We start from the raw sequence: 20,111 nt of genomic DNA on the forward strand, positions 1-20,111 counted from the left end.
GTCGTGCCCGGCAACGACCCGTCGCGCGATCGGGTTACGCCCGGTGTGGCATACGGGGGACGGGGGAGCGCGGGGCGGACGGGAGCGGACGGACCAGGGGGCGGACCCGGTTCCGGGCCCGCCCCCTGACCGTCGACCGGCCCTACTTCACCGCGCCCGCCATCACACCGGACACGAACTGCCGCTGGAACGCGAAGAACACGACCAGCGGGATCACCATGGAGATGAAGGCGCCGGGCGCCAGCACGTCGATGTTGGCGCCGAACTGGCGGACCTGCTGCTGGAGCGCGACCGTCAGCGGCTGGGAGCCGGAGTCCGAGAACACCAGGGCGACCAGCATGTCGTTCCACACCCACAGGAACTGGAAGATCCCCAGGGACGCGAGCGCCGGAGCCGCGAGCGGCATGACGACGGTCAGGAACAGCCGTGCCTCACCGGCCCCGTCCAGCCGCGCCGCCTCCAGCAGCTCCCGCGGGATCTCCGCGAAGAAGTTGCGCAACAGGAAGATCGCGAACGGCAGTCCGAACCCGACGTGGAAGAGGACGACACCGATGATGTCGCCGAAGATCCCGAGGGTGCCGAAAAGGCTGGACAGCGGGATCAGCGCCACCTGCACCGGCACCACCAGCAGCGCCACCACGGCCATGAACCACCAGTCGCGGCCCTTGAAGTCCATCCACGCGAAGGCGTACCCCGCCATCGCGCCGATGAGGATGACCAGCAGTGTCGCCGGGACCGTGATCCAGACGGTGTTGAACAGGGAACTGGTGACGGCGTCGTTCTTCAGCAGCGACTCGTAGCTGGCGGCGGTCAGTTCGGCGGGCGCGCTGAACACCGTCCACCAGCCCGACTCGGCGATGTCCTTCGGGTCGCGGAACGACGAGACCAGCAGCCCGAAAGTGGGCACCAGCCAGAACACGGCCACCAGGACCAGGAAGACGCGCAGCACCCCGCCCGCCGCCCCGCTCGCCACCCGCGAGGCGAGGGAGCGCCGGGGACGTACGGAGGTGTCCTGAACGGAGGAACCGGCGGGCCGCGAAGGCCCGCGCGCGGGAGTGTCGAGAGCGGTCACCGCTGGCGCTCCTTCCGCAGCCGCCGGATGTTGATCCACATCACCGGCAGGACGAGCAGCAGCAGGATCACACCGATCGCGCTGCCGAGACCGTAGTTGCCCCCGCCGCCGAACGACGACAGGAACAGCTGGAGGGCGAGCACGTTCGCCTCGTCCTGACTGGGCTGCGGCGCGATGATGTAGACGAGGTCGAAGACCTTCATCACGTTGATCATCAGCGTGACCAGCACGACCGACAGGACCGGTGCCAGCAGCGGCACCGTGACTCTCCGGAACACCTGCCACTCGTTGGCGCCGTCCACGCGGGCCGCCTCCAGCAGGTTGCGGTCGACGCCCGCGAGCCCCGCCGCGATCAGCACCATCGCGAAGCCCGCCCACATCCACACGTAACTGCCGATGATGGCCGGGGTGACGAGGGCCGGGCCCAGCCAGTCGATGCCGTTGTACGGGGCCGAGAAGTTCGACCCCGGCAGTCGCAGCTGTGCGCCGTCGGCCTCGGCGGGGAGGCTGAAGGTGCCGTCGGCGGAGCTGGTCGTGGAGGCGACGACCTTCCCGTCCTTGACCGCCTCCACCTCGACGCCCTTCAGCGCCTTCTCGCGCGCGTCGATCACGCCCTTCTCACCGCCGCCGCCCAGCCGGAAGTCCAGCCAGACGGTGCCGGTGACCCGGTCGCCTCCGGTGGGGGTGGCCTTCGCGTCCTGGGGGTCGCCGGGGAGCTTGTTCGGGGCGATGCCGACCAGCGGCAGCAGCACCGGTGTGCCCGCCCGCACGGTGCCGCTCGTCGTGAACGAACCGCCGCCGGACGCCTTGAGATCGCTGACCTGGGCGTTCGGCCGGGCCTTGGGATAGACCGCGGCGTCGGAGAACGTGTCGTGCACGGAGGTGACGACGGCGTTCGCGACGCCCCGGTCGGGGTCCGCCTCGTACACCAGCCGGAAGATGATGCCCGCGGCGAGCATCGAGATCGCCATCGGCATGAAGACGATCAGCTTGAACGCCGTGCCCCAGCGCACCCGTTCGGTGAGCACGGCGAAGATCAGGCCCAGCGCGGTGACGAGCGCGGGCGCGACGGCGACCCAGACCGCCGTGTTGCGCACGGCGGTGAGCGTGGCGTCGTCGGTGAAGATGTCGACGTAGTTGCCGAGCCCGACGAAACCGGAACCGTCCGCGTCGTACAGGCTGCGCCAGACCGAGTACCCGATCGGGTAGACCACGAGCGAGCCGAGCAGCACCAGCGCGGGCAGCAGGAACAGCACCGCCACCCACAGCCGGGTGCCCGTCACGCTCTTGCGCGGGGGGACGGAGGGCGTGGGCAGTGCGCCCGCACCCTCCGTCGACTTCGCTACGGCACCTGCCATCTCGGGACCGTCAGCCGTTCTTGTAGGCCTTCGCGGCGTCGGCCTCCAGCTGCTGCTGGGCGCCCGCCACGTCCTGGGGGTCACGCAGGAAGTCCTGCAGGTCCTTCCACATGCCGACCCCCTGCGTGCCGCCGAAGGCCGCCGGGGCCTGGTCGGACAGGTCGAAGCGGAAGTCGTCGCCCGCCGCGAGCAGCGCCTCGGCGATGTCCCGGGTGACGTCGTCCTTGTACGCGCCCATGTCCATCTCCTTGTTGGGGGAGATGAAGCCGCCCTGTGCCGCCCAGAGCTCGGCCCCGTCGGTGGAGGCGAGGAACGTCAGCAGCGCCTTGGCGCCCTCGCTGTCCTTCAGCGCCACCGCCGCGTCGCCGGCGCTGACCACCGGGGAGTCGGCGCCGACGGCCGGGAACGGGAAGACCTTGGCGTCCGTGCCGACCTTCGCGTCCGTGTCGGCGTTGATGTTCGCGGTCACGAAGTCGCCCTCGAAGACCATGCCCGCCGGGGTGTCACCGTTGAACGTCTGGGTGACCGACTTCGGGAACTCCGTCCCCAGCGCGCCCTTGCGGCCACCCGCGAGGAGCTCGTCCTTGCCCCACAGCTCGCCCAGCGTGGTCAGGGCGTCCTTCACGGACGGGTCCGTCCACTTGATCTCGTGCTTGGCGAGCTGGTCGTACTTCTCCGGGCCCGCCTGCGAGAGGTAGACGTTCTCGAACCAGTCGGTGAGCGTCCAGCCGTCCGCGCCGCCGACCGAGACGGCGGGGGACCCCGCGTCGGACAGTGTCTGCGCGGTCTGCACGAACTCGTCCCAGCTCTTGGGCTCTTCGGTGATGCCGGCGGCCTCGAACGCCGCGGTGTTGTACCAGACCAGCGACTTGTTCGCGGCCTTCACATACGCGCCGACCTGCTTGCCGTCGACCGCCCCGAGGTCCTGCCAGCCCTGGGAGAAGTTCTTCTTCAGCTGCTCCTCGGTCTCCGCGCCGATCGGCTTCAGCCAGCCCTTCTCGGCGAACTGGTGCACCACGCCGACCTGGGGCAGGAACGCCACGTCCGGCGGCTGACCGCCCTGGATCTTGGTACCGAGGAAGGTGGAGGTGTTGTTGCCCGTCGGCACGAAGCTGACCGTGGCGCCGGTGCGCTTCTCGAACTCGTCCAGGACCTTGGTGAAGTTCTCCTGCTCCGCGCCCGTCCAGACGGCCGCGACCTCGAGCTTCTGCCCGTCCAGCTTGGGCAGTTGCACGGTGGGGGCCTTGGTGCCTCTGTTGTCGCTCGCCTGGCCCCCGTCGTCTCCGTCGTCCCCGCCGCAGGCGGTGAGGGAGAGGGTGAGCACTCCGGCGGCGAGCACCGCCACGGCCTTCGCGGCTCTGGCTCCGGTGGTGCGGGGGGTGGTTCTGGGTGACTTGCGTGTACGAAGAGTGCTGCGCATCACTGCCCCGTTCTGCGTTCCGCGTCGAGCGTACGAGCGCTGTCCCGTCGCTCTGGTCTACGCCGCGTCACCGGCAGCGGCAAGGGCGCCTGCGGTGTCGGGGCGGTGATCGTAATCGCCTCGTGACGTGGAGTGTGACGCGGAGTCAGGTGGGGCGGGCGGGGCGGGCGGGGCGCGGAACGGCGGTGGGGGCGACCGTCGGTGAGTGCTCACCGACGGTCGCTCACCGAAGGTCCGCTTCGCATCAGGTCGCTCATGGCGGGGCGCTCACAGAAGGGAGGGCACCTCCTTGGCCGAGACGGAACGGGCCGCGCGGTCCAGCGCGCTGGCGAGCAGGGCCAGGTCCGTCGGGCCGTTGCCCAGTTCGCGCACCGGGCGGCGGGCCGGCGGGTCGCCCATGCGGGCCCACTCCAGGGGTACGACCGTGGGCCGGAGCGTGGCCGTGCGCGGGATACGGCCGGTGACGCGGCCCGCCTGGAAGGGGGTGGTGCGGGCGGGGGCGGCTGCGGAACCGGTGGCGGAGCCGTCCGGGTGGCCGGTGGGGGGCGCGGTTGTGGGGGGCGCGGTCGTGGGGGCTGTACCGAGGGGCACCGAGGCCGTGCGGGACGTGTCCGTGATCGTCAACTGCCCGCGGCCCGCGACCGGTTCGTCCGGTCCGGTCGCCGGGGTCTCCAGGACGACACGGAGGGTGGCGGCGCGCGCGAGGTCCGTCCCCGCCGTACGGGTGCCCCCGGAAGTGGAGGCGACGAGGTGCACGCCGAGCTGGGCGCCCTCCCGGGCCGCGGCCTCCAGGGCGCGTACGACGGAGCCGGCCGCCGGACGGCCCGGGGAACCCAGCGGAGGGGAGAGCAGCGCGTCCAGGTCGTCGACGATCACGACGAGGCGGGCCAGCGGCGGGCCGGGCTCCGGGCGCTCGCGCCCCGCGGCCGGGCGCAGGCGGACCGTGGTGGTGGTCGGCGGCGTGTCGAGGTCGTCGGCGCCGGACGCCGCGGCCGGGGCGCCGGACGGCGTGCCACGGGAGACGCCCGCCGTGCGCTGGGCGACGAGCCGACCGGTGACCGCGCGGCTGGTGTGCCACTCGGTGAAGCCGAGGCGGCCGAGCAGCTCCGCGCGGCGTTTGAGCTCGGCGCTCAGCGACTGGGCGAACTCCCGCATGCGTACGGGGTCGTTGGCGGTGAGGTGAGTGGCCACATGGGGGAGATCGGTGCAGGCACCCAGCCCGTCGCCGGGATGCCGGCCGTGGCCGCCGCCGTCCTCGCCGTCCACCAGGACGATGCCGAGCCGGTCGGGGCGCTCGGCGGCGGCCAGCGACGCGGCGACGGAGCGCAGCAGTTCCGTACGGCCGCTGCCGGGCGGGCCCTCGATCAGCAGATGCGGCCCGTCGGCGCCGAGGTCCGCGCACACGGGTCCGCGCGGACCGGCACCGAGCACGGCCCAGGCCCGCCCTCCGACGGCCGAGGTGTCGTCGGCCGCGTCAGCCCACCGCGCCAGCAGGGACGCCGGGGTGGCCCGCGCCAGCCCCAGCTCGTCCAGCAGACGCGCGGACTGGGGCAGGGGCGCCGACACGCGCGGGTGCTGCCCGCCGGAGGCGCCGTCCGGGCGCAGCGGCGCGAGCGCTCGCGCGAACCGTTCAGCCCACTCCGCGGACACCGCGTCGACGGCGGCGACGGTTCCGGAGGTGACCGGCGTCCCCGGGTGGGCGTCGTCGTCGGGCGGCCCGGCGGGTGCACCGGCGGCCGCGCCGGCGGGCGGATGGGCCGCCAGGCCGACGTGAGTACGGCTCGTGCGGCCTGCGCCCGTGTGCGTGTGCGTCTGCTTGGTGCCGCTGCCGGAACCGGCCCGGTCCTCGCGGTGCTCGTGGGAGCCGCCGGTTCCGCGGGAGTCGCTGACCGGGCGGGGGCCGCTGTCCGGGCGGGAGTCGCTGTCCGCGCGCGTGTGGCCGGTGGACGTCGCCTGCCGGGACGGAGCCATGCCGCCCGTGTGCCGCGTCGTGGGCCGGGCGGGCGCGGCCCGCATCAGCCGCAGTGCCGTGGCGACGTCACCGCTGAGCAGAGCCACGGCCCCGCAGGCGCGGAACACGGGCGACACCGCGCACGCGGCCTCGTACGTCTCCGTCACCGGTGACGCGGGCGACGCGGCGTCCGTCTCGGCGAGACAGATCACGTGGATGCCCGCCGAGGGCCCCTCCAGCGCCAGCCGTGTCACGGACTCCCGCACATCGGCGCCCCCGGGATCCCCGTCCACCAGCACGACGGTGTACGCCTCGGGGGAGCCGTGGCCCGCCGGGCCGCCGTCCCGGCGCCAGGAGGGCCGACGGCTTGCGGGTCCGCCGGGAGCGTCTCCGGCGGAACCGTTCCCGGCCGAGCCGTACGAGCCGGTCGTGCCCTCACCGGGCGCCGTCGAGGCGGGAACGACAGGCATCCCCCGCACACCCGCCGTCTCCGGGAGCGTGCCGTCGGCGGCTGCCGTGTCGGTGGCGTGGTCCTCCAGGCGCCGCAGCAGCTCGTCCATGCGGGCCGCGGCCTGGTCGCGGTCGTACGCCAGCAGCAGGCGGCAGTCCTGGCCGTGGCCGGGGCGGACGTGGGGGAGCCAGCCGAGCCAGGCCCACTCGGCCGTGCGCTCCGCCACGGGACGCGCACGGTCCGCGCTGATCAGCACCAGTTCCAGGAGGTCGGGGGAGTGCAGCGCGGCCAGCTGTGCGACGACCGCGCGGGCCAGCCCCGCCAGCCGCGGCCGCGGCCCGGCGAGCCCCAGGGCGCCGACCTCGCGCAGCCCGGTGGTCACCGGCACCGCGGGCAGCAGCCCCGAGCCGTCGGGGGCCGTGCGGTCGGCCGTGCCGAGCCGTACCGTCAGCAGCTCCGGATGTCCGGGCGTCCGCTCCCACAGGCGCTGTCCCGGGCCGAGCGCCGTGAGCAGCAGGGCCGCCGGGTCCGGCCATCTCTCGGGGCTCTGCGCCGGTGCGACCGAGGGCCGCGGTGAGAGGTTCTCGTCGACGTCGTACGGGTCGTGGCCGCCGGCCGTCCGGTCGGCGCGCCCGCCGGTCAGCCGCCGTGCCCAGGCCGAGAGCCCTCCGCGTTTGCGGGACACACGGGGTACGTCCGTGCCGCGGACAGGCGTCCCTTTCCGGGTGCCGCCCGGACCGGGTACGCCGTCGTCGGCCGCGTGCTCGCCGCCGCCGGCGGCCGTCACGTCCGCGCCGTGGTCCGGCCCGAAGGTCGCGCTCCCGGACGCGTGCCCGCACGCCTCGGCGGGCGCGGACGCCCGGCTGCCGTAGGCCTCGTCGCCGTCCCCGACGCGCGCGTGGGGCACCGCACCCGGATGCGTGCCCGCACCGGCCCCGGCCGCGGAGCCACCGGGACCGGCCGCCCCGGCCCGCGCCCCGGTCCGCGGCGTCGTCCGTGACGGGCTTCCCGACGAGCTCTCCACGGAGTTCTCGGACGACTGCCCGGACGACTGCCCGGACAAGTTCCCGGACAACAAGATCTCCGCCGAGCCCTGCGACGCCGACGCCCCCGGCGACCTGCCCGGGGCCACCACCCGTACCTGCCCTTCCCCGTCGGGTGTCGTCTCCAGCGCCCGCGCCGCTCCGGGCGGAGCCAGCCGGAGCGCCGACTCACCGATCCGCAGCAGCGACCCCGGAGGGAAGCGCACCGGCCGGTCGCCCACGCGCGTGCCGTCCAGCGCCGTGCCGTTCGTGGAGCCGAGGTCGGCGACCCAGACGCGGCCGTCGTCGACGACGGTCACCGTGCAGTGGAGGCGGGAGACGTCCGGGTCGTCGAGGGGCACGTCCGCGTCGTCGGAGCGGCCGACGCGGATCCTGCCGCCGTGCAGGAAGTGCACGCCGCCCGCGTCGGGACCGGCCACCACGTGCAGCCGGGGCGCGGACTCGTCCACCTCCGAGGCGGGCTCCGCGGGGGCGCCCAGGGACAGCACGGCACCGTCGATCAGCGGGGGCTCACCCAGGGTGCAGCGCTGCGCGTCCAGCCGCTCAGCGCCCGCGTACAGCACGACCGGCCCTCCCGCGGACTCCCGGCCCCGCTCGGACGGGGAGGCGCCGTGGCCGCCCCCGCTTCCGCCGACCGCCGACGCGAGGCCCGGCGCCACCGCGGCCAGTGCCGTCCCCGACGGTGCCGTCACCAGCACATCGCAGGCCGTGGCATGTCCCCGTGGCTCCGAGGGCGGCCCCAGCGGGTCTACGACGGTCAGCCGGATCTGCATCGCCGTCAGCGGTCCCTTCCGCGCGGGCGCCCGGGACGGGGACGAGGACGGGCCCGCGCGGTCCCCCACCGCACGCAGACCTTCCCCCCACCGCACACACGGGCACGTCGGCCAGTATCAGGAGGCATCCTCGCACCTGCCGCTGACAACACGCCCGCCTCCCGGTGACAAGTGATCTTGATTGGTCGGCTCTGCCCGTAAAAGTGCCTGACCAGTGCGCGACAGACGTCCGCTTGAGATCGGTCACGTCCGTAAGTGGCAACCAACCGTCCGAGTCCGGCGTCTTTCCCCGAACAAACAGGGGTCTTTCCCCCGAGGCGACGCACGTCGAGGTGTGCAGGGCGCCGAGCATGTAAAGGATGGCGAACGCGCGGGGGAAGGCGTACGTAATGGCAGGCATCCGACGGATGGCGTCCCGCGCGCGTGCGGCCGTCCCGGCGGGTGCGCGCGCGGGCACCGGAACGCAGGACCCTCCGTTCCCACAGAGGGCGGCACTACAGTGGTTCGGAACATGAGTCGGAGAACCTGAGGCACCGGCGCGGACCACGGCCGGTGGACGGACCAGGCAAGCAAGCAACAGGGAGCGCATGACGTGCGGCCGGTAGGGAGCAAGTACCTCCTGGAGGAGCCGCTGGGACGCGGCGCCACGGGCACGGTCTGGCGCGCCCGCCAGAGGGAGACCGCGGGGGCCGAGGCGGCGGTGCCCGGCCAGCCCGGCGAGACCGTCGCCATCAAGGTCCTCAAGGAGGAGCTGGCGAGCGACCCGGACATCGTGATGCGGTTCCTGCGGGAGCGGTCCGTGCTGCTCCGGCTCACCCATCCGAACATCGTGCGGGTGCGGGACCTGGTGGTCGAGGGAGAGCTGCTGGCCCTGGTCATGGACCTGGTCGACGGCCCCGACCTGCACCGCTACCTGCGCGAGAACGGCCCCTTCACGCCCGTCGCCGCGGCCCTGCTCACCGCCCAGATCGCCGACGCCCTCGCCGCCAGCCACGCCGACGGCGTGGTCCACCGCGACCTGAAGCCCGCGAACGTCCTGCTGAAGCAGGACGGCGGCGAGATGCACCCGCTGCTGACCGACTTCGGCATCGCCCGCCTCGCCGACTCGCCCGGCCTCACCCGCACCAGCGAGTTCGTCGGGACGCCCGCGTACGTCGCCCCCGAGTCCGCCGAGGGCCGCCCGCAGACCTCCGCCGTCGACATCTACGGCGCCGGCATCCTGCTGTACGAGCTGGTCACCGGGCGTCCGCCGTTCGCCGGCCAGTCCGCCCTCGAGGTGCTGCACCAGCACCTGAGCGCCGAGCCGCGCCGCCCGTCCACCGTCCCCGACCCGCTGTGGACGGTCATCGAGCGCTGCCTGCGCAAGAACCCCGACGAGAGGCCCAGCGCCGAGAACCTCGCGCGCGCGTTGCGTGTCGTCGCCGAGGGCGTGGGCGTGCATGCGAACGGCGCGCAGATCGCCGCCGCCGAGGGCGTGGGCGCCCTGCTCGCGCCCGACCCGGCGCCCGCGCCGGTGCCCGGCACGACCGGACCGGCCGGCGCCGCCGACCCGACGCAGGTGCTGCCGCACGGCGCGGGAACGGGCGCGGGTGCGGGAACGGGCGCCGGGGCGTACGACCCGAACGCCGCGACCAGCGTGCTCCCGCACACCTCCGGCCCGGCGGGCGCGGCCGACCCCACCGCCGTACTGCCGAACCGCGGGGCCGCCGATCCGACCGCCGTCATGCCGCCGGTGCCGCAGCACCAGCCCGGCGGACCCGGTGGCCCGAACGGCCCGGGCGGTCCGGGGCAGGGCGACGACCCGCACCCCTGGCAGAACCAGCTGCGCGCGGCCCGCGACCGCAACGAGCAGACGCAGATCCAGTACCTCGACCCCAGCGAGGATCCGCTGCGCCGCCGTCCCCAGCGGCAGGTCGCCCGGCCCCAGCAGCCGCAGCCGCAGCAGCCGCCACAGGGCCGGCGCCCGCAGCAGCGGCAGCCGCAGCCGGGCCCGGGGTACGGCTATCCGCAACAGCAGCAGCACCAGCCTCAGCAGTACGCCCCGCCGCCCCAGCCTCGGCCCCAGCCCCCGCGGTACGTGACGCCCGCCCCGCAGCAGCCCCAGGCGCCCGCGCCGCGCCCGCAGCGCGAGCCCCGTCCGCCGCGGCAGCGCAGCGCCAACCCGATGCGGATCCCCGGGCTCGGCTGCCTGAAGGGATGCCTGTTCACCGTCGTCATCCTGTTCGTGGCCGGATGGCTGGTCTGGGAGCTGAGCCCGCTCCAGGAGTGGATCGGAACCGGCAAGGGCTACTGGGACCAGCTGACGACCTGGGTCGGCGACATCAGCGACTGGATCGGCGACCTGGGCGGCGGCTCCTCCGGCTCGGGCCAGTAGGCAGAGCACGGTGTGCGCCCGTGCGCCCGTACCCCACATCCGTAGCCAGGGCTGGGGATTTGTCGACATCCGATGGGTGATTTCCGCCTCGGCGGTGAAGGTTGGCGTCGCGGCCGCGTAGTTTTGGCGACAACACGCGGCCGTAGGAGCAGTTTTGGCACGGAAGATCGGGAGCCGGTACACCGCGAACCAGATTCTGGGGCGGGGCAGCGCCGGCACGGTGTGGCTGGGCGAGGGACCGGAAGGCCCCGTCGCGATCAAGCTGCTGCGCGAGGACCTCGCGTCCGACGAGGAGCTCGTGGGGCGCTTCGTCCAGGAGCGGGCGGCGCTGCTGAAGCTGGACCATCCGAACGTGGTGTCCGTGCGGGACCTCGTGGTGGACGGCAACGACCTGGCGCTGGTCATGGACCTGGTGAGGGGCACCGACCTGCGCACCCGGCTGGACCGGGAGCGGCGGTTGGCGCCCGAGGCGGCGGTGGCGATCGCGGCGGACATCGCCGACGGGCTGGCCGCCGCGCACGCGTCCGGGGTGGTGCACCGGGACGTCAAGCCGGAGAACGTCCTGCTGGACATGCAGGGACCCCTCGGCCCGGGCGGCGCGCACCCGGCGCTGCTGACGGACTTCGGCGTCGCGAAACTGATCGACACCCCGCGCCGCACCCGCGCGACGAAGATCATCGGTACGCCGGACTACCTGGCCCCGGAGATCGTGGAGGGCCTGCCGCCCACGGCCGCGGTGGACATCTACGCGCTGGCCACGGTGCTGTACGAGCTGCTCGCGGGGTTCACGCCCTTCGGCGGCGGACATCCGGGCGCGGTCCTGCGCCGGCATGTGACCGAGACGGTGGTCCCGCTGCCCGGCATCCCGGAGGAGCTGTGGCAGCTGCTCGTGCAGTGCCTGGCCAAGGCCCCCGCGTCCCGGCTGCGGGCGTCGGAGCTGGCGTCCCGGCTGCGGGAGCAGCTGCCCTCCTTGGCGGGCCTCCCGCCGCTGGACGTCGACGAGCCGGACACGGAGCCGGCCGAGCCGCACGAGGAGCCCACGGCGGAGCCGGCGCCCCGCGAGCGCGTACGGCGCGGCGCGGTGCCCCTGGTCCGCGGGGCCAAGCCCGACTCCAACCGGGACACGCACACCTCGATGCGGGTGCCCGCGCCCGACGAGCTGGCCGGCGGCGCCCGCGGCACGGCCCGCGCGCCCCGCGCCGCGGGGACCCCGCGCCCGGGCTCGGCCCGCAACCGCGCCTCGGCCCGCCGCCGCCGGATCACCCTGGGCGCGGCGGCCGTCGTCCTCGTCGCCGCGGCGGGTGTCGGCACCTGGATGGCGGGTGCGGGCGACGACCCGGCCGGCTCCCCGAAGAACGACACGGAGAACTCCGCCCCGGAAGCACCCTGACCTTCCTGCCGCTGCCCGTCCGCCGGAAGGGCCGTGTTCTCCCCGCCGCCCGCCGCCCGCCGGACGGGCCGGCGTTCCCGTCCGCGCCGCGGACCGCAGCGTTGGGCGTCCCCTCCGTACGCTCCCGTGCCCGGCCCGTCGGTGTCCGAGAAGGCCGCGCCCGGGTCGGTTGCCACAGCCGTTAGGCTGGAGGCGTGGCAGTCGTCGATGTTTCCGAAGAGCTGAAGTCCCTCTCCTCGACCATGGAGTCGATCGAGGCCGTCCTGGACCTCGAGAAGATGAGGGCAGACATCGCCGTGCTCGAGGAGCAGGCGGCCGCGCCGTCCCTGTGGGACAACCCCGACGAGGCGCAGAAGATCACCAGCAAGCTGAGCCATCTCCAGGCCGAGGTCCGCAAGGCCGAGGCGCTGCGGGGTCGTATCGACGACCTCGGCGTGCTCTTCGAGATGGCCGAGGAGGAGAACGACCCGGACACCCGGGCGGAAGCGGAGACCGAGCTCGTCGCCGTCAAGAAGGCGCTGGACGAGATGGAGGTCCGCACCCTCCTCAGCGGCGAGTACGACGCCCGCGAGGCCCTCGTCAACATCCGCGCCGAGGCCGGTGGTGTGGACGCCGCCGACTTCGCCGAGAAGCTCCAGCGCATGTACCTGCGCTGGGCCGAGCAGCACGGCTACAAGACCGAGGTCTACGAGACGTCGTACGCGGAGGAGGCGGGCATCAAGTCCACCACCTTCGCCGTCCAGTCCCCGTACGCCTACGGCACCCTCTCCGTCGAGCAGGGCACCCACCGCCTCGTGCGCATCTCCCCGTTCGACAACCAGGGGCGGCGCCAGACCTCCTTCGCCGGTGTCGAGATCCTCCCCGTCGTCGAGCAGTCCGACCACGTCGAGATCGACGAGAGCGAGCTGCGCATCGACGTCTACCGGTCCTCCGGGCCCGGCGGCCAGGGCGTGAACACGACCGACTCGGCCGTGCGCATCACCCACCTCCCCACCGGCATCGTCGTCTCCTGCCAGAACGAGCGCTCGCAGATCCAGAACAAGGCGACCGCGATGAACGTCCTCCAGGCCAAGCTCCTGGAGCGGCGCCGCCAGGAGGAGCGGGCCAAGATGGACGCCCTCAAGGGCGACGGCGGCAACTCCTGGGGCAACCAGATGCGTTCGTACGTGCTGCACCCCTACCAGATGGTCAAGGACCTGCGCACCGAGCACGAGGTCGGCAACCCCGAGGCCGTGTTCAACGGTGAGATCGACGGGTTCCTGGAGGCCGGCATCCGCTGGCGCAAGCAGCAGGAGAAGTAGCCAGTTCACGGCTCTTTGTCGACATAACAACTGCCGTCCACCGGGCGGCAGTTGTCTTTTGTGCCCGGCATGCCCAGGTTTTACGTCACGCTCACATCTCCTTTCCTGTCGTAAAGCTGGTGAAGCGGACAATGCAGTACGCAAGGCGCTTGACGCTGGTGTGAAAAGTGGGGAGGGTGAACCGTGGCATGCGCTGTCTGTGGGACGCATGTGACGCGGGGGGCTTGACCATATTGAGCTATCTCTGACGCCGTCTGTCCCGGGCGCTGCTCCACTGACGATGAGCTACTGGGGGTAGCAACATATGACGAAGAAGACGCGGATCCGCGTTGCGCGGGTGGCCGCCGGCGCGGTGATCGCCGCGGGTGCCTCGCTGATGGTGGCGGGTGTGGCTTCGGCTGACCCTAGCGACAATCCCATCTGCGAGATCTCCCCCGACGACCCGGCGTGTGACGACAACGGCGGCGGTGACAACGGCGGCGGCGACAACGGCGGCGGTGACGACAACGGCGGCGGTGACAACGGCGGCGGTGACGACAACGGCGGCGGTGACAACGGCGGCGGTGACGACAACGGCGGCGGTGACAACGGCGGCGGTGACGACAACGGCGGCGGTGACAACGGCGGCGGCGACAACGGCGGCGACGACAACGGCGGCGACGACAACGGCGGCGTGGTCGACCCGGGCGCGGACGACAACACCGACGTCAACGGCGGCGGCAACGACCCCGTGGCCCAGGAGAAGGGCTCCTCGGCCCTCACCGACACCGGCGACGACGCCACCTCGGCCCAGGGCGACGGCAAGGAGCTCGCGGAGACCGGTGCCGCCGAGACCACGTTCCTGCTGATCGGTGCCGCCACGATGATCGCCGGCGGTATCGGCTTCCGCTTCCTGCCCCGCATGGTGGCCGGCCGCGGCGCCGCTGCCTGAGGCGGAACGTACGACGTCCCGCCGCGCTGACCCAGGGTAACCACGGGAGTGCGGTAGGACGGTGACACGGGAAGGGCCCGGAGCGAGCGCTCGCTCCGGGCCCTTTCGTCTGTCCGCCGCCGTCCTCGCAGGTCGGCCCCCGTGCTGTTACGCGGTCTGGTGGGCCGCCACCAGCGCCACCGCCGCGATCAGCACGGCGAGCAGCGCGATCAGTGCCGTCGGGTTCAGGCCCGCGAAGGGGCTCTCCTGCTGCAGCCGCTCACGGCTCGCCCGGCAGACCGGGCACCGGCCCTCGTTCACGGGCGCCGCGCAGTTCGCGCACACCAACCGGTCGTACGTCATGCGCCTCGCCCTCCTCGCAATGGCCTCACGCCCATGAACAACGCATCGGGGAACGTCACCGTTCCCCTCTCCACTGTGCCAGGTTCCGCGGAATTCGGCGCGGCCCGGGGTGACGGCCGGAATCGCTTCCGAGGGGCGGTGCGGGGCCGTCCCCGGCACCGCGCGCGGGCCGCCGCCGCTCATGTCGTTCCCCGCGTACCCGCCGGAGGGCATCCTTCCAGCCAGCACAAAAGGCACAACCCTCGCGCAACAGCCACCGTCGCCTGCGCCCACACACCCGGTTCGCGTATGGTCACGCTCATCTACCCCCGGCGACCCGTGGTGCATCCGTGATCCGATTCGACAACGTGTCCAAGGTCTACCCCAAGCAGACCCGCCCCGCCCTCAGGGATGTCTCCCTGGAGGTCGAGAAGGGCGAGTTCGTGTTCCTCGTGGGGTCCTCTGGCTCCGGAAAGTCCACCTTCCTGCGGCTGATCCTCCGCGAGGAGCGGTGCAGCCAGGGCCAGGTGCACGTCCTGGGCAAGGACCTCGCGCGCATCTCCAACTGGAAGGTGCCGCAGATGCGCCGCCAGCTGGGGACGGTCTTCCAGGACTTCCGTCTACTGCCGAACAAGACGGTCGGCGAGAACGTCGCCTTCGCGCAGGAGGTGATCGGCAAGTCGCGCGGCGAGATCCGCAAGTCCGTGCCCCAGGTGCTCGACCTGGTCGGGCTGGGCGGCAAGGAGGACCGCATGCCCGGCGAGCTGTCCGGCGGTGAGCAGCAGCGCGTGGCCATCGCGCGGGCCTTCGTCAACCGGCCCAAGCTGCTGATCGCCGACGAGCCGACCGGCAACCTCGACCCGCAGACCTCCGTCGGCATCATGAAGCTGCTCGACCGGATCAACCGGACCGGTACGACCGTGGTGATGGCGACCCACGACCAGAACATCGTGGACCAGATGCGCAAGCGCGTCATCGAGCTGGAGAAGGGCCGCCTCGTCCGCGACCAGGCGCGCGGCGTCTACGGCTACCAGCACTGATCCACCGTCCACGAAAGGCCCGAAGAAGACGCCATGCGCGCGCAGTTCGTTCTCTCGGAGATTGGTGTCGGTCTCCGCCGCAACCTGACGATGACCTTCGCGGTGATCGTCTCCGTCGGCCTGTCCCTGGCCCTGTTCGGCGGCTCGCTCCTGATGAGTGACCAGGTCAGCCAGATGAAGGGCTACTGGTACGACAAGGTCAACGTCTCGATCTACCTCTGCAACAAGAGCGACGCCAAGTCCGACCCCGCCTGCGCCCAGGGTGCTGTCACCACGCAGCAGAAGGAGCAGATCAAGGCCGACCTGGAGAAGATGTCGGTCGTGGACGAGGTGCTGTACGAGTCGCAGGACGAGGCGTACAAGCACTACAAGGAGCAGTTCGGCGACTCGCCGCTGGCCGCGTCCATCACCCCGGACCAGATGCCGGAGTCGTACCGCATCAAGCTCAAGGACCCGGAGAAGTACCAGGTCATCGCGAGCGCCTTCAACGGCCGGGCGGGCGTGCAGTCGGTGCAGGACCAGAAGGAGATCCTGGACAACCTTTTCCGGCTGCTCGGCTATCTGAACTGGGCGGCGCGCGGCGTGATGCTGGTGATGCTGTTCGTGGCGTTGCTGCTGATCGTCAACACGGTGCGGGTCTCCGCGTTCAGCCGCCGCCGCGAGACCGGGATCATGAGGCTGGTGGGCGCCTCCGGGTTCTACATCCAGGCACCGTTCATCATGGAGGCGGCGGTCGCCGGTGTGATCGGCGGCACCATCGCCTGCGCCTCCCTGGTCCTGGGCCAGCAGTTCGTGATCGAGGGCGGCGTGTCCTTGGCACAGGAGCTGCCGCTCATCGCCTTCGTCGGCTGGGACGCCGTGTTCACCAAGCTGCCGCTCATCCTCGCGGCGAGCTTCCTGATGCCCGCGCTGGCCGCTTTCTTCGCCTTGCGCAAGTATCTGAAGGTGTGACGCACACCAAGAAGGGGCGTACGGCCAACCGGCCGTGCGCCCCTTCGCCTTGTCCTAGACTCACCGGCATGCCGGGCCGAGATATGTTCTGTCCGCCCCGCCGCGTCCGCCGCGGAGCGGCCCTGACGATCGTCTTCGCGGGCGTCCTCGCCGCGGGTGCCGCCACCGGTTCGTTCGGGGCGCCGGCGGTCCCGGACGGCGCCGCGGGCGGGTCCGCCTCCGTCGGCCGCTCCGCCCCCACGGGCCACCACGAGGACATCGCGCGGGCCGCCGCCGAGGCCATGGCGGAGGGCAAGTCCGCCACGGAGGCCGCCGAGCGCGCCGTCAGCCGCAGCGGGGACCGCTGGGGCGCGGTGTACTCCCAGGGCGAGTACGAGGAGTTCGAGGAGGCCCTGGACGGCGCGTACACCGGTGTGGGCCTGTGGGCCCGGCGTGAGCGCGACGGCCGGATCGAGGTCACCCGGGTACGGCCGGGCTCGCCCGCCGACCGGGCCGGCATCCGCAAGGGCGACCGGCTGCGCAGCGTGGACGGCGGCAGCGTCGACGGCCGGCCCGTCACCGAGGTCGTCTCCTTACTGCGCGGCGACGCCGAGGACGCGGACGCCGGTACGACCGTCTCGCTCGGCCTGGAACGGGGCACGCGCGCGTGGCGCGAGACACTGCGCCGGGCCCGGCTGTCCACGGACTCCGTGACCGTGCGCGAGCTCGCCGACGGGGTCACCGTCATCGAGGTCTCCGCCTTCACCAAGGGTTCCGGCGATCTCGTACGGGAGGCCGTGGACCAGGCGTCCCAGGACGCCGGAATCGTGCTCGACCTGCGCGGCAACTCCGGCGGGCTGGTCGCGGAGGCCCGGGCCGCCGCCTCCGCCTTCCTCGACGGCGGCCTCGTCGCCACGTACGACGTCGACGGCGACCAGCGCGCCCTGCACGCCGATCCCGGCGGGGACACCACCAGACCCCTGGTCGCGCTCGTCGACGGCGGCACGATGAGCGCGGCCGAACTCCTCACCGGCGCCCTGCAGGACCGTGGCCGCGCGGTCGTGGTGGGCTCCCGCACCTTCGGCAAGGGCTCGGTGCAGATGCCGGCCCCGCTCCCCGACGGCTCCGTCGCCGAGCTGACCGTCGGGCACTACCGCACCCCGTCGGGGCGAGGGGTCGACGGCCGCGGCATCACCCCCGACCTGGAGGTCGGCGAGGACGCCCTGCGGCGCGCACGGACGGTCCTCAGCGGGCTGGGCGCTCCTTCGTAGTCCGTGGCCGCGCTGCCTGGCGGTACGTCGTCGCAGCGGGCTCACGCCGCCCGGCGGCCCGCGTAATCGACTTCCCCCGCGGGGCCCCCGTAGTGCCAAAATGGCCAGCACTATGGCTAAGGAAAAAGGGCGCAAGCTGATCGCGCAGAACAAGAAGGCGCGGCACGACTACCACATCCTCGACACCTACGAGGCCGGCCTGGTCCTCACCGGCACCGAGGTGAAGTCACTGCGCCAGGGGCGGGCCTCGCTGGCCGACGGCTTCGTACAGCTCGACGGGCACGAGGCGTGGCTGCACAACGTGCACGTGCCGGAGTACAGCCAGGGCACCTGGACCAACCACAGCGCCCGCCGCAAGCGGAAGCTGCTGCTGCACCGCATGGAGATCGACAAGCTGGAGGCGAAGTCGCAGGAGACGGGCCACACGATCGTGCCCCTCGCGCTGTACTTCAAGGACGGCCGGGCCAAGATCGAGATCGCGTTGGCCAAGGGCAAGAAGGAGTACGACAAGCGGCAGACGCTCCGGGAGAAGCAGGACCGGCGCGAGACCGAGCGTGCGATCTCGGCGGTGCGGCGGCAGCAGCGGGCGTAGCGGCTCCGCCGGGCCCGCCTGGAATACAGTGGCACCGGCGTGCGTTGGTCACGTACGATGGCACGAGCACCGTTCGCCGGTGTGGGCATGAAAGTGCGCATTGAAAAATCAACATGGGGATGATCGGTTTCGACAGCGGCTGTCGAAGCAGGGGAAGCGTGTCGAGGAAGCGGCCATGATCTCGTAAACCACAGGCCGAAAAAAATAATCGCCAACACCAAGCGCGATTCCTCCCAGCAGGCCTTCGCCCTCGCTGCCTGATCTCAGGTAGCGATCGCGAGCCTCCTACTAAAGGGAGTGTCAGCCCGGGGATGTTCCCGACCCGGATCCTGGCATCGACTAGGGGACTAAACCTTGATCCCGGTCACGGGGTGAAGAGGGAAACCAAACAGTGACTGAGCCCGTCGGAGACTTGTCCGCGTGATCTCCGGGGCCGAGAAAATCGCAGCGGACTGCACACGGAGAAGCCCTGATTCCGCACCGTTGGACGCGGGTTCGATTCCCGCCATCTCCACGAAGACGACAGGCGACGTGTGCCCGCGGAATGCGCGGGCCGCGTCGCCTTCGTCGTTTCTGCGCGGCTTCGCCGCGCGGTGCGGGGGCTTCGCCACCCGCGGCGTCCCTTTGTTCGTGGTGGGCCGGAGGGGGCGAGGTGCCCGGGGGTTCGCCGGGAAGGTGAGGGGCGGTGTGTGTTCGCGGATTGCGCGGGCCGCGTCGCCTTCGTCGTCTCTGCGCGGCTTCGCCGCGCGGTGCGGGGGCTTCGCCACCCGCGGCCCCCTTTGTTCGTGGTGGGCCGGAGGGGGCGAGGTGCCCGGGGGCTTGCCTCAGGAGCGTGGGCGGTCGGATGTGCTCGCGCGGTGGGTCAGCCGGGGCGGTAGCAGGGCCGTCTCCGGTACGTGGGTGCCGTTCAGCTTCCGTATCAGCAGGTCCACGGCCGCGGCGCCCAGCTGCGCGGCCGGGACCTCCGCGGAGGTGACCGACAGGGGGAGCCGGGCGTCCGTCAGGAGCCCGGCGGGGCGGACGGCCGCCACCGAGAGATCGTCCGGTATCCGTTGCCCGAGCGTCTCGAACGCGTCGATCAGCAACCTCACGACGCCCTCGTCGTGCACCACCACCCCGGTCGGAGCGGGCCGCTCCCGCAGCAGCCCCTCGGCCACCGCGCGGGCCGCGGCGGGCGACGCGGGGCAGGGGTGCACCGAGGACGACAGCCCGAGCCGGCCGGCCGCCGCGGCGAAGCCCCGGAGCACCCGCTGCGCGTGCACCGTCCCGCCCAGGGAGACCGGCGGCGCCCCCACGAGCGCGACCGTGCGGTGCCCGAGCTCCGCCAGATGCTCCACGCACAGTTCACCCGCCGCGCCGGAGTCGAGATCGACGCAGGTCAGCCCGGTGGGGTCGGCCGGGGACCCGATCAGCACCGACGGTCTGCCGAGGCTCCGCAGCAAGGGGGGCCGGGCGTTCCGCGGCGCGCCCAGCACGATCAGCGCGTCCGCGGGCGCGCCGTCCGCCACCCGTCGCAGCCCGTCCTCGCTCTCCTCCCGCATGATCAGCAGTACGTCGTGGTCGTGCCCGCGGGCGGCGGCCACCACCGACAACGCGTAGGCCATCACCGTCTGCGCCCGGGCGTCGCCGGCCCGCAGCGGTGCCACCAGCGCGAGCACCTTCGCCCCGCGGCCGGTCCATGCCCCCGCGCCCGTGTGCGGACGGTAGCCGAGCTCGCGGACGGCCGCCCGCACGCGCCGCCGGGTCTCCTCGGAGATGGGGCGCTTGCCGCTCAGGGCGTACGAGACGGTGCTCGGGGCGACTCCGGCGTGCCGCGCCACATCGGTGATGCTCACCATGGGATGGGGGCGCCGGGAGCCGCCGGGGCGACCGTCGTCCGTCTGTGTGCCGTCG

14 protein-coding genes and 1 other RNA gene are annotated in these 20,111 nt (G+C 72.7%); 9 read left to right on the forward strand and 6 right to left on the reverse strand.

Annotated elements, in window-relative coordinates; translation table 11 throughout:
• Window positions 1–142 precede the first annotated feature (142 nt).
• From IE242_RS23095 to IE242_RS23110, 4 genes are all read right to left on the reverse strand, one after another.
• On the reverse strand, window positions 143–1,072 hold the full coding sequence (locus IE242_RS23095; RefSeq protein ID WP_189862269.1) for a carbohydrate ABC transporter permease: 930 nt from the start codon (window positions 1,070–1,072) through the stop codon (window positions 143–145).
• Window positions 1,069–2,430: a carbohydrate ABC transporter permease gene (locus IE242_RS23100; RefSeq protein WP_189862271.1), complete on the reverse strand. Its 1,362-nt coding sequence runs from the start codon at window positions 2,428–2,430 to the stop codon at window positions 1,069–1,071. The genes IE242_RS23095 and IE242_RS23100 overlap by 4 nt, the downstream gene beginning before the upstream one ends.
• A gap of 10 nt (window positions 2,431–2,440) precedes the next feature.
• Window positions 2,441–3,850 (reverse strand): ABC transporter substrate-binding protein, encoded by a 1,410-nt coding sequence (locus IE242_RS23105; RefSeq protein ID WP_189862273.1) that lies wholly within the window; start codon window positions 3,848–3,850, stop codon window positions 2,441–2,443.
• 267 nt (window positions 3,851–4,117) lie between these two features.
• Window positions 4,118–8,068, reverse strand: a complete 3,951-nt coding sequence (locus tag IE242_RS23110; RefSeq protein ID WP_189862647.1) for an FHA domain-containing protein — start codon at window positions 8,066–8,068, stop codon at window positions 4,118–4,120.
• A 592-nt stretch (window positions 8,069–8,660) separates the two neighbouring features.
• Between IE242_RS23110 and IE242_RS23115 the strand changes: the two genes are divergently transcribed.
• From IE242_RS23115 to IE242_RS23130, 4 genes are all read left to right on the forward strand, one after another.
• Window positions 8,661–10,442 (forward strand): serine/threonine-protein kinase, encoded by a 1,782-nt coding sequence (locus IE242_RS23115; protein ID WP_189862275.1) that lies wholly within the window; start codon window positions 8,661–8,663, stop codon window positions 10,440–10,442.
• Window positions 10,443–10,596: 154 nt separating this feature from the next.
• Window positions 10,597–11,832 carry a serine/threonine-protein kinase gene (locus IE242_RS23120; protein WP_189862278.1) on the forward strand — a complete coding sequence of 412 codons (1,236 nt, stop codon included), beginning with the start codon at window positions 10,597–10,599 and terminating at the stop codon, window positions 11,830–11,832.
• 194 nt (window positions 11,833–12,026) lie between these two features.
• Window positions 12,027–13,133, forward strand: a complete 1,107-nt coding sequence (prfB, locus tag IE242_RS23125) for a peptide chain release factor 2 (protein WP_189862280.1) — start codon at window positions 12,027–12,029, stop codon at window positions 13,131–13,133.
• A 304-nt stretch (window positions 13,134–13,437) separates the two neighbouring features.
• The gene (locus IE242_RS23130) at window positions 13,438–14,064 is read left to right on the forward strand and encodes an LPXTG cell wall anchor domain-containing protein (protein ID WP_189862282.1); all 627 of its coding nucleotides are present in this window, start codon (window positions 13,438–13,440) and stop codon (window positions 14,062–14,064) included.
• Window positions 14,065–14,211: 147 nt separating this feature from the next.
• Here the strand turns inward: IE242_RS23130 and IE242_RS23135 are convergent, their stop codons facing one another.
• Window positions 14,212–14,406: a hypothetical protein gene (locus IE242_RS23135; protein WP_189862283.1), complete on the reverse strand. Its 195-nt coding sequence runs from the start codon at window positions 14,404–14,406 to the stop codon at window positions 14,212–14,214.
• Window positions 14,407–14,735: 329 nt separating this feature from the next.
• On the opposite strand from IE242_RS23135, the gene ftsE reads away from it, so the two are divergent.
• From ftsE to ssrA, 5 genes are all read left to right on the forward strand, one after another.
• A complete protein-coding gene (gene ftsE / locus IE242_RS23140; protein ID WP_189862285.1) occupies window positions 14,736–15,425 on the forward strand; it encodes a cell division ATP-binding protein FtsE in 690 nt (229 codons plus the stop codon).
• 33 nt (window positions 15,426–15,458) lie between these two features.
• Window positions 15,459–16,376, forward strand: a complete 918-nt coding sequence (gene ftsX / locus IE242_RS23145) for a permease-like cell division protein FtsX (RefSeq protein WP_189862287.1) — start codon at window positions 15,459–15,461, stop codon at window positions 16,374–16,376.
• A gap of 68 nt (window positions 16,377–16,444) precedes the next feature.
• On the forward strand, window positions 16,445–17,626 hold the full coding sequence (locus IE242_RS23150) for a S41 family peptidase (RefSeq protein ID WP_189862289.1): 1,182 nt from the start codon (window positions 16,445–16,447) through the stop codon (window positions 17,624–17,626).
• A gap of 112 nt (window positions 17,627–17,738) precedes the next feature.
• On the forward strand, window positions 17,739–18,218 hold the full coding sequence (gene smpB / locus IE242_RS23155) for an SsrA-binding protein SmpB (RefSeq protein ID WP_189862297.1): 480 nt from the start codon (window positions 17,739–17,741) through the stop codon (window positions 18,216–18,218).
• Window positions 18,219–18,333: 115 nt separating this feature from the next.
• Window positions 18,334–18,735: a transfer-messenger RNA gene (gene ssrA, locus IE242_RS23160) on the forward strand.
• Between the two features lie 307 nt (window positions 18,736–19,042).
• Here ssrA and IE242_RS23165 read toward each other — a convergent pair.
• Window positions 19,043–20,056, reverse strand: coding sequence for a LacI family DNA-binding transcriptional regulator (locus tag IE242_RS23165; RefSeq protein WP_189862649.1), 1,014 nt, complete (start codon window positions 20,054–20,056; stop codon window positions 19,043–19,045).
• Between the last annotated feature and the right edge of the window lie 55 nt (window positions 20,057–20,111).

Source organism: Streptomyces poonensis (assembly GCF_014650915.1).
GTDB classification, from domain to species: domain Bacteria; phylum Actinomycetota; class Actinomycetes; order Streptomycetales; family Streptomycetaceae; genus Streptomyces; species Streptomyces poonensis.